The organism is Candidatus Zixiibacteriota bacterium, from assembly GCA_040752595.1.
Taxonomy (GTDB): domain Bacteria; phylum Zixibacteria; class MSB-5A5; order WJJR01; family WJJR01; genus JACQFV01.
Genome location: JBFMGX010000050.1, coordinates 18,056 through 32,656, shown reverse-complemented (window position 1 = coordinate 32,656; position 14,601 = coordinate 18,056). Strand labels below are relative to the sequence as shown.

The 14,601-nt window shown below is 61.8% G+C and carries 15 protein-coding genes; all 15 read right to left on the bottom strand.

What is annotated here, in order from left to right; translation table 11 throughout:
- Window positions 1–7 precede the first annotated feature (7 nt).
- On the bottom strand, window positions 8–2,242 hold the full coding sequence (locus AB1792_11985) for a GAF domain-containing SpoIIE family protein phosphatase (protein MEW5702932.1): 2,235 nt from the start codon (window positions 2,240–2,242) through the stop codon (window positions 8–10).
- A gap of 49 nt (window positions 2,243–2,291) precedes the next feature.
- Window positions 2,292–2,723 carry an ATP-binding protein gene (locus AB1792_11980; protein MEW5702931.1) on the bottom strand — a complete coding sequence of 144 codons (432 nt, stop codon included), beginning with the start codon at window positions 2,721–2,723 and terminating at the stop codon, window positions 2,292–2,294.
- Between the two features lie 44 nt (window positions 2,724–2,767).
- Complete coding sequence (locus AB1792_11975; protein MEW5702930.1) at window positions 2,768–3,103, bottom strand: STAS domain-containing protein; 336 nt, start codon at window positions 3,101–3,103, stop codon at window positions 2,768–2,770.
- A 300-nt stretch (window positions 3,104–3,403) separates the two neighbouring features.
- Window positions 3,404–4,108: a helix-hairpin-helix domain-containing protein gene (locus AB1792_11970; protein ID MEW5702929.1), complete on the bottom strand. Its 705-nt coding sequence runs from the start codon at window positions 4,106–4,108 to the stop codon at window positions 3,404–3,406.
- Between the two features lie 376 nt (window positions 4,109–4,484).
- Window positions 4,485–5,732, bottom strand: coding sequence for an asparagine synthetase B (locus tag AB1792_11965; GenBank protein MEW5702928.1), 1,248 nt, complete (start codon window positions 5,730–5,732; stop codon window positions 4,485–4,487).
- Window positions 5,733–5,887: 155 nt separating this feature from the next.
- On the bottom strand, window positions 5,888–6,379 hold the full coding sequence (locus tag AB1792_11960) for a hypothetical protein (protein MEW5702927.1): 492 nt from the start codon (window positions 6,377–6,379) through the stop codon (window positions 5,888–5,890).
- 213 nt (window positions 6,380–6,592) lie between these two features.
- On the bottom strand, window positions 6,593–7,231 hold the full coding sequence (locus tag AB1792_11955; GenBank protein ID MEW5702926.1) for a hypothetical protein: 639 nt from the start codon (window positions 7,229–7,231) through the stop codon (window positions 6,593–6,595).
- A gap of 8 nt (window positions 7,232–7,239) precedes the next feature.
- Entirely contained in the window at window positions 7,240–8,091 is an 852-nt protein-coding gene (locus tag AB1792_11950; GenBank protein ID MEW5702925.1) for a hypothetical protein, read from the bottom strand.
- 215 nt (window positions 8,092–8,306) lie between these two features.
- On the bottom strand, window positions 8,307–8,930 hold the full coding sequence (locus tag AB1792_11945) for a hypothetical protein (protein MEW5702924.1): 624 nt from the start codon (window positions 8,928–8,930) through the stop codon (window positions 8,307–8,309).
- A gap of 11 nt (window positions 8,931–8,941) precedes the next feature.
- Window positions 8,942–10,282: a DUF6754 domain-containing protein gene (locus AB1792_11940; protein ID MEW5702923.1), complete on the bottom strand. Its 1,341-nt coding sequence runs from the start codon at window positions 10,280–10,282 to the stop codon at window positions 8,942–8,944.
- A 133-nt stretch (window positions 10,283–10,415) separates the two neighbouring features.
- A complete protein-coding gene (locus AB1792_11935) occupies window positions 10,416–10,616 on the bottom strand; it encodes a cold-shock protein (GenBank protein MEW5702922.1) in 201 nt (66 codons plus the stop codon).
- 242 nt (window positions 10,617–10,858) lie between these two features.
- A complete protein-coding gene (locus AB1792_11930) occupies window positions 10,859–11,551 on the bottom strand; it encodes a hypothetical protein (protein MEW5702921.1) in 693 nt (230 codons plus the stop codon).
- A gap of 6 nt (window positions 11,552–11,557) precedes the next feature.
- Window positions 11,558–12,427: a hypothetical protein gene (locus AB1792_11925; protein MEW5702920.1), complete on the bottom strand. Its 870-nt coding sequence runs from the start codon at window positions 12,425–12,427 to the stop codon at window positions 11,558–11,560.
- A 6-nt stretch (window positions 12,428–12,433) separates the two neighbouring features.
- Window positions 12,434–13,105, bottom strand: coding sequence for a hypothetical protein (locus tag AB1792_11920; protein ID MEW5702919.1), 672 nt, complete (start codon window positions 13,103–13,105; stop codon window positions 12,434–12,436).
- A gap of 198 nt (window positions 13,106–13,303) precedes the next feature.
- Window positions 13,304–14,599, bottom strand: a complete 1,296-nt coding sequence (locus AB1792_11915; GenBank protein ID MEW5702918.1) for a fibronectin type III domain-containing protein — start codon at window positions 14,597–14,599, stop codon at window positions 13,304–13,306.
- Between the last annotated feature and the right edge of the window lie 2 nt (window positions 14,600–14,601).

Below are 14,601 nucleotides of genomic sequence, written 5' to 3'. Positions count from 1 at the left end.
GGGCACGCTATACCACAGGCGGCGCGGCTTTCAACACCATGACTGTGAGGTCGTCTCCCCCCCGTTCACCGGCGGCAAACGCGGTCACCTGCCGCACGACTTCATCCTTCAGTCCATCCGCCGTCAGATGCCGGTGATCGCGGACCAACTCGAGGATACGTCGCTCGCCGAAATCGTCGCCCGCAGGATTCTGCAGGTCACAGAGCCCGTCGGTATAGAAGAACACTGTGTCCTGCTGCTGCAAATGGACCTGCCCGACCTCGTAGACAGCGTGTCTCAGGACGCCCAGGACCAGCCCTCCGGAATCCAGGTGCTCGTGACGCCCGTCGGCGCGAACTAAAATCGGGTAGTTGTGGCCGGCATTGGTGTAGGACAGTACGCGGGTCTTGGGATCGAATTCCGCGTACACCAGGGTCGCGAACTGCTCAGGCGACGTCGCCTCCGCGATCAGGACGTTGGCGTTGGCCACGCACTCTCGGAGCGACCGTTTGCCCCGGACTTCGGACTTGAGAATCGCCTGCAACTGCGACACGAGCAGTGCCGCCCCCAGACCCTTGCCCGAGACATCGGCAATCACCAGCCCCAGCCGGCCATCCGGAGACGGAAAGAAGTCATAGTAGTCGCCGCCGACCTGTCGCGACGGCTGCGTGAAGGCCGCGACATGGTAATCCGGCCCACACGGCATCTGGCGCGGCAGCAGCCGCATCTGGATGCGACGGGCCACGTCCAGCTCATCCTCCAGCTTCTGCTTCTCCAGCGCCTCGCGGTACAGCCCGGCGTTCGTCATCGCCACCGCCATCTGATTGGCCAGGGTCGCCAGCAGATTGGCGTCTTCGGGCATGTATCTGTACCCCGAGATCTTCTCCCCCAAAAACAGGACCGCTGTCAGGGTTCCCCGCTCGACGATCGGGACGACCAGACGGCATCCCCATCGCCCCAGAATCTCGGTCACCGGCGTCAGGGCCTGATCGACGACGAAATCCTCGAAGACGGTCGGCCGTCCCCGCCTTTGCGCCTCCAGAAAGAACGTGTCATTGGCCGGGAGTGTCTCACCCTGGAGCCCGGCCAGTTCCAGCACGAATCGGTTCTCGTTGGGATGACGTACGGCAAAGAACGCCTGCTCCACCAACATCTGCTCCGTGACGACCGAGAGCATCCGTTGCTTCAGATCCGGGACCTCAAACACCGAGGCGATCTGGGCGGAAAATGATTCGAGAATCGTCCGCGGATCGGCCTGATCGCGCAGAAACAACCGCGTGATCAGATTGTCAGCACGCTGCTTCACCGGTTGGAAGAACAGCAGCACGAGCACGACAAAGGCGATGTCGATGGCCGGTGTCTCGACCTCGAGGACTTTCTTGACGATGGTCGACACCTCGGTCACCAGAAGCAGGTACACGCCGACCAGCAGCGCCGACGTGACCGTGAAGACGACCGACTGTCGGACGATCAACCGGATGTCAAGAAACTGATACCGGATGATCGACCAGGCAATGGACGCAGAGCCCACCAGAAGGGCCAGGACGGTGAGCCCTTCACGCAACGGGGCGGCGACCTGGACGATGCCCAGTGTCGGGGCGATAAAGGCAATCGCATAGAGACCGACGGCCACCCGGATGCCGCGGATGATGATGCGGACCTGGTCCCGGATCCGGCGGTTCGTGACTTCCTTGTACCCGCCGCGCAACGCCCAGACGGCCGCCACGATGTACACCAGGTTGATCAGCGAAAAGAACTTCACGTGCACGTCAAACAAGAGCGCCAGCAAGAACGAGAGGAAGCGCAATCCCATGTTCAGGGGCACGAGCAGTGCTTGGAGGAGATCGGACTCGGCCGCAACGGACAGGCGGACGTACCCTGGGCGCGCCAGGAAGGCGACCCAGACCACGTGGAACACGTAGGGCGCATAGATCAGGAACTTGAGCCGCGGGAAGCGCGAGACCCACCGACGCTCGGAGGGGAACACGAGGGCGAACAACAGCAGTTGCGGAAAGAACAACTCCCAGATGTAAAACAGACTATACGGAAACGGGACGCTGGAGATCGGCGACGGCGGTCCCTGGGTTTCCATGGCCCTGCCGACCGACGCGAACACCGGCCCCAGCCCCGCCAAAAGCAACATCAGGGCGGTGACCCGGTTGATGCGGCTCCGGGGATTCTCCCGCAGGATGACGGCCCCCAGCCAAACCAGGACCGCCCCAAGGGCGAAGTACAGAACTGCGATGGCAATGTGCCAGGTCACCCGTCGGCACCCCCTGTGCCCTGGGCCGGGTCGCGCCTCTTGCCGCTGCTCAGTCGGACGTCAGGCGCTTGCTGACCTCGACAGTCGTTTGGCCGGCCGGGCCCCGTTCGAATCGCACATCATCCATCAGCGATCGGACAATGAACACACCGCGGCCGACCTCCCGCAGGAGATTCTCGTTGGCCAATGGGTCGGGAATCGCCGCCGGATCGAATCCCTCGCCCTCGTCGGAGACGCGGATCACGACCTTATCGCGGTTGATCTTCACCGACAGACTGACCGTCTTGGCGGCGTCTCCCCGGTTGCCGTGCACAATGGCGTTGTTGACCAACTCGGATGTGACAATGGCCAGGTCCATCACCAGGGATTCGGGGATCCCATGGCGACGGAGCAGATCTTCGAGGAATTCGTCCGCTTCGGCGATCCGCTTGGGGTCGCTGGGAATGACCAACCGCGCCGTGTCCTGGGAGGGCGGAGTCATCTCAATCCGGCACGGCGACCCCGCGCTGAGGGGGCGCCCCAAGGTCAGAAGCTGGCGATGGCCTGATCCACCGTGTCGTACGCCTCAAAGACGGTGATCAGCTTCGTGATCGTCAGCAGACTCTGGATCTTCTCGGTCACGGAGGCGAGTTTCAGATCGCCGTGATTGTCCCGCAGCGTTGTCAGCCCGGCAATCAGAATGCCCAGCCCCGTCGAGTTCATCCAGTCCACCTTGGACAGGTCGATGACAACCCGCAGTTTCTTCTGGGCGATGAGCTCGTGGATCTGGTCGTGCAACAACGTCGCATCCGGGCCGCCCATGATCTTCCCCTTGGGCTCCAGGATGATCACCCCGGTTTGCTCGCGGTGGCTCAGCTTCATCGATATCCTCTCGTGGCTCGGACCAAACAACCTTATGTCCCCGCCTTGATTGCAGGGCGGGGCATGCCGCTAAGCGCCGAATATAGAGGAACACGTATGGTGAACCAAGCACTTTGGGTACTCCAGAACCGGCTTCGCCCGCCTCGCCTGGGGCGCGAGGCGACTCCCTGTGGCGGTGGAGGGGAGGCCGCGGAGCCAGACGACCCGATTCCCCACTAAGACGGGGATTCATCTGGTTCCGCGTCTGCTGGAATACCTGGTTTCGTCTGCTTGTGGCGCAAGCGAACCCGGACGACCAAGCTAACGCAAGTTCTTGCCGCCGAAGAAGGCGGCCATCTTCTTGGCTTTCTTGGGGCCGATGCCGTCGATCTTGGTCAGCTCATTGGCGGTGGCAGCGAACAGAGCGCGCAGATTGCCGAAGCGCTTGAGCAGTGCCCGTGCTGTGACGGGCCCAACGTCGGGAATCAACCGTACGATGTGCTCAACCAAGGTCGTCGGATCCTCAGACGGCGTGTCGCCATTGCCCCCGGAAACCTGTGTGGACGGCCCCTCATCATGGGGCGATTGCATGTTGGATGGCGCCTCGATGCTCTGTCCCATGCCGTTCTGTGTCTGGTTCGCCATCGCGTAGATGAAATCCGCCGTCTCATTCTCGTCGACGGCAAACAAGATCGGAACGCGATTGTGCACGGCGACAAAGGCCAGTGCGCCACGCAGAGCGCTCGGCGAGGCCGGCGCGGCGACCATCGGTTGTCGTCCCTCGACGATGACAACCGGCTCACTGACGGTGCGCTTGAACTCGGTGATGCGCCGATAGACGCTCTTTTCGACCGTCCATCGGGCAAACTCCTCCGAATAGACATGCAAGATGGCGCACTTGCCGGTCACCATGTAGTGCCCGGCCGTGAGATTGGCCGGCGTCACCTGCACACCGCGCGCCTGCAACAACCGCACAATCGGCGTGTCGACCAGGAGATTGTCGGCCACGATGGTCAGGGTCTTCACGTCAGAGTACCTTTGCCAGGGACAGTCCCGGCCACACTCAAATTGCGCCCTCCAAGGCCATGAACGCAGCCGTGAGGCGAAGGTTCCGCCCTACCTGAAATGCCTGTCTGGCTCCGGAGCCGAATGCTCTACCAACCCGAGGCAGTCGGTCACGTATTACGAACCGCTGGCAGTGCCGACATCCCCCCGGTCGACACCGCAGGCCCATACCGATGCCGGCCTATATCACCGCGGCACATCGGAGTCTGGACACACGCAATATACACGTCGACGCCGCACATGCAAGCCCTTAGGACAAACCGACCAGAGACAGACCTCGCCGTGGCCCCGCCCCTGATGTCGGCACCGAAGTGGAACGGCGCGAAGGTGTTGCCCATCAGGTCTTGCGCTCCTTCTTGCGGGCAGCCGGAAACAGAACGTTGTTGAGCAACAACCGATACCCGGGCGAGTTCTTGTGCAAGGCCAGATCCGTCGGCGGGTCGTAGATCATGTGCTGGTAGTCTTCCGGATCGTGCCCGCCCAGAAACGTAATCGTCCCCCGATCGAGATTGCCGTGGAGGTAACGGACTTCGTTCTGTCCCTCGTTCTCACCCAATAGGGTGGCGTACTTCTTCACCAGCGTCTTGCGAAAGGCCGTCGTCTGCCCCATGAACCCCTTGACCACGTCGACATGGCACTGAACCAACATGGTCGGCACCGGGTCCAGCTTCGCCGAGAAGTCGAAGAGGGTGAAGTAGTCCCCCTCGGGACCGTAGCGGGAGGCGATACGGTCGGGGGACGTGTCGATGTCCGAGTGCGAGTATTCGAAGGGATCTAACGACAGTGTGAAGTCGGTGAACGCCATGCTGCGGCTGTAGTCGAGTTTCTTCTGACAGTCCGGATCGGGCGGGTCACCGTCGAACTGGGCCGGAACAACGTCCACGTCCCCCGCCGCCAGAGCGATGTCGAGCGTCTCCGGCGCCGAGCACATCGCAAAGAGGAAACCGCCCCGCGACACATAGTCCTTGATCGCCAGCGCCACCGCCTTCTTCTCGTCGGAGACTTTCCGAAAACCCAACCGGCGTGCCGTCTCTTCGCACATCTGCTGGTCCTGACGGTACCAAAGTGCGTCGCGGTAGGAACCATAGAACTTGCCGTACTGCCCCGTGAAGTCCTCGTGGTGCAAGTGCAGCCAGTCATACTGCGCCAGATCGCCCCGCAGGACCTCCTCATCCCACAACGTCTTGTAGTCGATCTGGGCATAATTCAAGACCAGTGTCACCGCGTCATCCCATGGCTCATTCGTGGGCGGAACATACACGGCGATGGCCGGGGCCTTCTCCAACAGCACCGACTCCATGTTCTGGTTCTCGATCGTGGCGCGGATGTCGGCGACCGCCGCGTCGCCGATCCGCTCATACCGCACGCCGCGCACGTTGCAGGTGTCGGCGATGTCCTGATAGTAGTTGGCGAGAAACGATCCGGCACGATAATTCAGCAGCCACTCGACCTTCACCCCCCGCGTCAGGCAGTGAAAGGCCACGCCGTACGCTTTCAGATGATCGGTCTGCTCCCCGTCCATCGGGATCAGGAGCATGTCGGCAACCGCCGACACCCACGGGGTCAACAACAGCATGACCGCCATGCACAAGATCACCACTGACCCCGCGCATTGTCCTTTCGATCTACGAAACATCTTCCTCCTCAACCGCCCGCACGGGCGCCAAGTCTCTTATACGCGCCCGCCGCAAAAAAAACGGTGGCCGGACGAACCCGACATCGCGACGCGATCGGTCGGCCTCAAAATCGCCATCCGACCAATAGTCGCCAGCCGCTGTCATCTGTGGATCCCGACAGGGTCTCTCCACCCCAATAGTCATCGGGGCGTCCGCGCGTCTGCTCCAATGTCAGCAGGTAACGATCGGCGTAGGCGTCGAACATCGAGATGAAGACCGTCAGTCCGGTCAGCCAATAAAAGTAGTTGCGCCGGTCACGCGCGTGACTGACGGTGGTGAAGTCGACGTTGCTCTGCAGCGCCCGGTGCCGCCAAATCAGCGACTTGGTGATGAAATATCCCTCGATCCCGAAGTAGACGGCCGCTTTCTGTTTCTTCCCATTGGACCATTGACCCCAGCCGGGGAACGCCACCGACTTGAGGAGCGCACCCGTCGGCGAGGCAAAGAAGCCGGGCCCGTCGACTCCTCTTCTGGTCTTGACGACACCGGAATCTGAACGAGTATCGCCAGTTGTACTCGGCTGTGTGCCGGGTGCCCTCGTGGCTCGGTCGCGCAACGAGTCCACATCGGCCCCAATCGGCGACGGCGCCCCAGCATGCAGCAGCGAGATATCTTCCGGTACCGCACTCCTTGCCGGTCGGACCGAGACGAGGCCAAGGGCGATGGCCCAGACAAGAACTGCCCGCGAATACCGTGGCCTCATTGTTCACTGATCTGCCGCGTGTGACCCCGCAACCGTTCCATTCTACCCCGGACCTGACCCGGGGGCTCAGGTCCAGTGAAGCCAATCGTATATCAGAAACTGCAGACGCTGGATCAAGAGCGCAACCCGGGCCATCACCGTGAAGCCGAACGAGGCACCAAAACCGACCATCAACACGGCGATCCCGATCCGTGCCAGAAAGCCGGTGGCGCCTTTGTGTTCCTTGGAGAAGAAGAAGTAGACCAGCGAGGTCATGATTCCAGCGATGACGATGACGCCGTTGATGCCCGTCACGAGCGTCGACCGCGGATCGTGCATCTGGGAAACGATGTCAACCGTGCCGTTGAGCTGCTCGATGACCTTGGCCTTCATCTCCAAGGGGATGGCCACACCCGCCCCGATCCCGATGACGATGGCCAGCGGGTAGCGCGAAACCCAGCTCCACTTGGGCACCAGACGCGTCAACATCATGATTCCGAGTACCAGGGGGACGACATACCACCACTGATGGTCGGTGAAGATCTTCTCTATCGCCTTCTGTTTCAGGGTCTGGTGGTAGAGGATCAACATCCAGTACCCCGCCGACACACCGACGACCAGATGCTCCGCGATCTTGTAGAAGGGATTGTCGCGATACAGGAAGGAGAACACCGCCAGCGTCAACAGCGCCGCGATGGTCGTCGATATGGTCGTGCCCCAATCCACCAGGACCTCTAAGTGGCGCGGGCGGATTTCCCGCGTCGGACGGCGAAGTAGCCGATGTTCCCGATGATGATGAAGAGGATGATCACCGCATGCGCCACGATCTGCCCCTTCATGCCGTCGACCGCCGGGCCGGGTGTTCCCACCAATGTCTCGTATTCCGCCGCGCCCTTCAGGCCGCCGAGGATGCCGAAGATCTGTCCCGTCTGCAGGTACGGGTAGTACTCGGGGGTCATGACGCCGGTCACGCCGATCGCCAGCGGCACACCGTATCGCCCGTTGCCGTACGCGATCCAGAAGTCCGTCGCGTTGGTGCTCGAGATGTTCAGCACCGCCTTGACGTCGCGGAAGTTCTGGATGTGGGCCATCATCGGCAGCGAGTCCAGGGGGACGCCGTAGTAGTCACGCGGGAACGGGATGCGGTAGTTCTGTCCCATGCCGAGGATGATCAGAATGGCGTACGGTTGGTACCCCAGGTAAGCATAGTCGATGCCGCTCTTCTTGCGGACGCCGGTGCGCGCCTCGTGGCGGGCGATGGCGGTATCGATGGTCGCTGCCGCCAGGGCGGGTCCGTACTGGTGCAACGCCGTCATCACGATCTTGATGTCTTTCTCGAAACACTGTTTCAGGACCGCCAGCATCATCGGCTGCAATTCCGCCATGGCCGCGGGATCGTAGTCCATGGCGAGGTGAATGACATCCCCCGGTTTGAGGTGATCGACGAAGTCATGGATACTACGCGCCTCGTTCGAAATGGGGACGGAGACGCGGAAGGGAATCTTCAGAGAAACCAGAAGTGCCACGACGAGGACCAGAAAGACCCAGCGCCGGTCGAGGGCGAACATCTTTTCCCAGATGCTCATGCCGATCCACCGAACGGACATCCACCATGCCGCTGGACCTGGGCAATCAATTTCATTCTGAGCCCCGCCGTTCTTTGGCGGGGCGAAGAACCTGCTGTTCGTTTCATCGGGAGAAACAGCAGATCCTTCGCTTCCCTCGCGTTCGCTCGGGACAGGTCACTCAGGATGACAATGGTGCCATTCATCCGCGTTTTCCCGCGTTCTTCAGCAACCTGCTAATCGCGTCCCAAGTACGACCGCTCGATTCCCAGCACGATCTTCATCGCCGTGGCCACGACCCCAAGCCCGACACCGATCAGAATCGCGCGCTTCGCAGCCAAGTTCGGAACATACAAAATCCAGTCTGCCATGCCGCCGATCGGACCCGTGAGCGGCCCCAGAGGGAAGAAACGCAACATGACGATGACCGCCGCCAATAGCAGCAGGGTTGCCAGGACCGAGCGGACCCGGAAGGCCCGATAGGTCGCCGACGCGATAAAGAACGCCAGAAGGGCGTACATCGTCGATGAAAGCGGTAGCATCAGATAGCTGTACTCCCAGGCGACGACAGGGGCCTGCAGGCCCCCGCCCCCCGGCCAAAGACCGGCCACCAGGATCGACGCCAGTCCCGCCAGGGTGACAAGCGCATAGGGCCAATTCGCCTCGCGCTTGCGCACCCGACTCCACGAGACACGTGCCAGCGAAACGAGTCCCAGCGTCATCGCAAAGATCCCGATGATCGGTGCCCAATCGAGCGCGTATTCGTAGACAAATTCAGAGGTCTCGTGGGGAACGAAGTACTGGAACACCAGAAAAGCCCCGCTGAGCAGGACCAGAAGAATGGGCAGATATCGTTTCATTGGAAGTGCATTCAATCGATGTGCATCGTGAAAATGGCGCGCAGGATGCCGGGATTGATCGCCGCGGCCAGAACGCCCAAGGACATGACCGCGAGCAAGACGACCTTGGCCCAGTCCTGCGCTTTCAACGTTCCGACGAGCTTCGGCTCACGTCCGAGGTAGGCGGAGGCGGCATACAGCTCCTCACCTATCAGAGTGTAGTCGCAGGCCACCACAAAGAACGGGATCTGCGACGTTCGGTCCGTGCCGGCGATCTGGATCGCGCCCGTCTGGGCGCCGGTCTCCGCGAGCACCAGCGATTCGGCCTGAAAGAAACCGAGGTAGAAATTGGCGGCCGTTTGCCGACGCACCATCAGGCCGTTCACCGCCGCCACATAGGCCCATTGCTCCTGCGTTACGTAGTGCACAATGCCGTCTCTGTACTCATCCGGTCGACCGGCATCCCAATACGCCTGCTTGACCGTTTCCTGGGCCACCGACATGACCACCGGGTCAAAGCAAGGCACCAGTAACTCGGTGCGATGCTCGGCGACCTTCTTGGCCACGCGCGAGAGGATCGTCAGCGACGCGATCGTCGGCATCTCATCGGCGGCACCCAGACCCAGGATATAGAGAATGGGACGGTTCATCTCGGTGGCGCGCCCGATGGCATCGTCCACGGCATTGATGCCCGCCAATGGACGAATGTAGAGTTCCCGCCCCTTCTGAGCCACCGAGACGAAACTCAACACCAGAACGACGAACAACACCACGGGAATCCCGATGTGCCCGACTCTCCCCCAGTGGATGACCTGGCCCCCGGCCTGGGCGGGGGCGGAGATCTCCGACGTCGCCATTCCGCCGTCAGACGCGACAGCGATCACCCGATAACGGAAGTCCACGTGATCGGGAAGGAAGTCGGCCGCGTCACGCAGCTTGCCGCCCCGGTCCTCGAACTGCGGTTCACCGGGCGGGGCCAGACCGACTGTGTCCCATTCCCCGTCCACAAACTGCCAAGCCGCGACATGGTAGGGAGCAGACTGGAACAAGCGGACATCAGGGCGATCGGCGCGCACCGAATCGGGCGGCCATGGTCCCATCAGGCGCGGCGTTCGCAGGATCTTATAGGAAACGACATTCTCGCGCCCCTGCCCATCGTCCCAAGACAGCTTCCAATGCACGATGATGGCATGCCCGTGGTCATCGGGGGCATCGAACGCCGTCACCGCCGTGGGCGACGCCGGCGGCTGCGGCCCACCCGTCACGGATGCCTGCGCGAGGACAGCGGACGGCAAGAGGACTACAAGAACGAGGGCCGCCATGGGCAGCCACAGAAGAAAATGCACCGGTGTGCTGAAGCGGGAGCGTCGCATCGTCGTCTGCCCGTTCGCCGCGCAACTTACCGCCGGGGTCACAGGCGCGCAACGCCTTTCGCCAGCGCCATCCAAAAGGAAACCCCGGCGCGGTCGTCGCGCCGGGGTCGGGTCCTACCAAGTGTCCAAAGGGTCAGACCTTCTTCACATTGGCAGCCTGCGGCCCCTTCGGGCCATCGACCACTTCGAAGGTGACCCGGTCACCCTCGGCGAGGGAACGGAACCCCTCACGCTGGATCGCGGTGTAGTGGACGAACACGTCCTTGCCGCCATCCTGTGAGATGAAGCCATAACCCTTGCTGTCGTCGAACCATTTGACGGTACCTTCCGCCATGATTCACTTCCTTTACCAGCCTTGGGACGAAACGGTGTCCCACGTCCGTTGGCCATTATGGCCGGTGAAACAGATCGGTCCTCTTTTAGGTGTTCGATGCGTGCTGCTGTGGGGAGTGTTCCTATCCAAGTCCGCTGTTTCAAGCTACATTATTTAATATCGTCATCCCACCCAGAACGGTCAAGGGGATTCTGTCGCCTCTCCGCACGACGTACGGTGCCGTGCGGTTCCCAGGATCCCGATCACTGTGCCACGTGCAGCCAATTGACCAAGAGGAAGTCGATGCGGCCGATCAGGAGCGACATACGTCCCATGACCGTGTATCCGAACGCCGCGCCGAAGGTCACCATCAGGAACCACGTCCCCAACCGGGCAACGCGTCCGAAGGCGCCCTTGTGCTCCTTCGAGAAGAAGAAGTAGAAAAGCCCCGCGAATGTTCCCACGGTGACTAAGAGGAGATTGAAGGAGTTCCACAGCAGGAATCCGCCCGATCCATCGTAGGCCAGCACCGGTTGCACGGAGTTGTGCAACTGGGCGATGGCATTCGATTGCAGAAACGTGATCAGACGTAACCCGGCCGTAAAACCAACAACGAACGCCAACGGCCAGCGGGAGAGCCAGCCGGCACCGGGGATCAGACGCAGGAGCATCATGATACCCAAGGTCGCGGGGATCAACAGCACAAACTCCCCCCACGGCACCGCCCGCCCGCTGAACAGCACCCCAAAGGCGTCCGCCAGCGGGTCCCACTGCCGCGGCAGGAGCGTTTGCCAGAAGTAGCTGACGAACCAGTACCCGGCGGAGAGCCCAACGAAGAGCGCCTCGCAGAACTTGTAGACAGGATTGTCTCGGTAGAGAAACGAAATGATCCCCAGCGTCAGCAGCGCGGCGACCCATGTGCCGAAAACAACCCAGCCCGGATGGTCCATCCACATGACGTGTCAGTCTCCCCGCCGACGCCGGCCGGTGGCGAAATAGGCGATGTTTCCGATCACGATGAAGGCGATCACAATCACATGGGCGACCGACTGGCAGACCATGTACTTCCCCGCCTTGCCGGGAAAACCGAGGGCCTGTTCGAGCTCGGCGGCGCCCCGCATGCCCCCGGCCATCCCCAGCAGTTGCTTGCCGACATAGGGCGTCATCTCGGTGGTCTGCACGGCCGTGTTGCCGGCGACCATCTTCAGACCGAAACGGTCCACGCCGAACTGCACCCACTCGCGCGTTCCCGGATACCCCGAGGACACATTCACCATGAAATCGAGATTGCCCAGGTTGGTCACCCCGCGCATGATCGGGATCTCCCCGATGGGAGTGCCGCGATAGTCGCGCGTGAACGTCGAGTGGATGTCGGACCCCATCTTCTGGATGACGGCCTCGTTCCCCGATTGAAAGCCGAGGTTGACGTAGTCGGTGCCATAGACGGGTCGCCGGTCGCGGAACTGCTCATCGCGCACGGCAATATCCCAGGCGATGTTCCCCTGCACCGCTCCCATCGGATACAGACCGCAAATCACCACGCGCCACTTCCGCTTGAGCGCATACTTCATGCACACCACCGACATCGGCTGTAACTCCGGCGTCGTCGGCGGATCGTAGTCGGTGGAAATGAGCACAAGTGCGCCATCCGGGACCCGCTCCATCGCATCGGCCATCATCCGGACCTCGCGCGAGACCGGCATCTTCTGAGAAACGCCGAGGAAGAACGGAACCACCAGAGCAATGCCGACGAATACGAACACGATGCGGCGGTCGATCGTCAACAACCGTTCCCACACGGTCCGCGTCGCTGTATCGTTGGTCGCCGTCATCGCACGCTACTGGCCGCCGAGATATGACCGCTCCAGACCGAGAATGAGCCGCAGGGAGGCCGAGGCCACCCCCAGCGCGATGCCGATCATGATGGCGCGCTGACCCGCCAACTGCGGATAGTTCATGATCCAACTGGCCACATCGGACAGTTGGTACCCCGGCGGCATGAACCCGGTCATGGAATCGCCCACGGGGGCGCGCCCCAACATCACCAGAAACGCCGCCACCAGCAGTAAACCGGCTTCCCAACTGCGAGCCCGGAACGCGCGATAGGATGCCGAGGCCACGAAGAACACCAAGAGCGCAAACATGGTCGAGGCCAACGGCGCAAACATGTTGATGTACAACCAATCAAACCGTGTCCCCGGCATCTGGAAGCGGCGCCCGCCGGACAAAAGCAGGCCGGTGATCGCCATCAACATAAAGGACAGAATAACGACGGCCCCGTACCAGCGGTCGTGCCCCTTCTTCCGCGTGACCTTCTGGAAGCTGATCTTGAGCAGGTTCAGCGCCCCCAGCCAGATGGCCACCGCCTGCATGATCGTGAACCAGTCCGCAAAGGTGTCCACCATGCGCCCGAACGGCCAATGGGGAATGAAGAACTGGATGATGCAGATGATGCCGACAACGAGGGCGATGAATGTTGGGATTTCGCGGCGCATGAGTGGAAGTCTCACCCGGTGTCTCTAAGACTCTCCGCGTAACAGGCCAAGGGCACGATTCCCTCACCCGATCCGCCTGCGGCGGATCGACCTCTCCCGGAGGGAGAGGTTAACTTCCCCTCTCCCCACTTGGGAGAGAGTAGGGTGAGGGGTGATACGCCAATTGCTCTCACGCCAATTCGCATGTTCTCGTCACACCGGCACAGATTGCCGCTACTGCACGTCGAAAAGCCGTCCGATGTTGAACCAGCCCAGCGTGTCCGGATCGCTGGTCTGCAGAGTCAGGGCGCCGATGCTGGTCAGAATGACGCCTATCAGAATGATGAACAGGATGATGGCTTTGCCGACATCCTGGCCTTTCAGACTTCCGAGCAGCTTCGGTTCTTTGGACAAGTAGGCGGAGGCGGCGAACAGCTCCTCGCCGATCAGCGTGTAGTCGCAGGCGGCGACAAAGAACGGCAACTGCGCGGGCATGGCGGTGCCGGCGATCTGGATGGCGCCGACTGAATTGGCCGTCTCCGCCAGAAGCAGCGATTCGGCGTAGAACGCTCCCATGAAGAACATCGTCGCGGGCTTGTGTCGAATCACCAGCCCATCGATCCCCGCGGCATAGCCCCACTGTTCATCGGTGAGGTAGTAGATGCTGTCTTCTTTGTAGGCGTCGGGATGCCCGGCATCGGAGTAGGACTCCTTGACCACTTCGCGGCAGGTCACCATGACCAATGAGCGCGACACCGGAATCTCCAGATCGGCGCCGTAGGCGGCGGCGACCTTGGCGACCCGCCCCAGGATCGTGATCCCGGCCAGCGTCTGAACTTCATCCATGTCCTGCGTGCCGGGGATGTAGAAGATCTTCCGTCCCATCTCGGTGGCGCGTCCGACCGCCTCATCGACCGCCTCCAGCCCGGCGATCTTGCGGATGAACAGCGGCCGTCCGCCCTTGGCCTGCGCGATGAAGTACAAGATCGCCGAGCACAGAATGATGACCGCAATCAGGGCATTGAGCCGCCCGCGATGGAACCACTGCGCGGTCGCATGAGCGACCGGCGACGGATCGGAAGGGACCAGCAGTGCCGCCCGCTCCCCACTCAGCGTCGGAACCATCGCGACGGCGGCGACTTCGTAGACGTAAGACGTGCTTGTCTGCGCCGATGCGTCGATGAACGATGTCTGCCCGGCCGCCGCCGTCCCGATCGTATCGAATGGTCCGGCGGTCGATGGGGCGCGCAGAATCTTGTACGCCGTGACGCCGTTGGCTCCGGCGCCGTCGTCGGGGGACCTGCCCCAGTGCACCGTGATCGCGCCGCCGTCGTCATTGGGAACATCGACACCACGCACATCGATAGGCGGACGCGGCGGCGGCACTTGAGCGATGATCGGCGCCGACACGGAAGGTGAATCGGACTGGCTCCAGACCGGTGCCGGGAGAACGACAACGGCCACACAGACGACAAATGCCGTCAGCAGCCATGAGATCCTCAGTGGTACCGGGGATTTCTGCCTGGGCACGG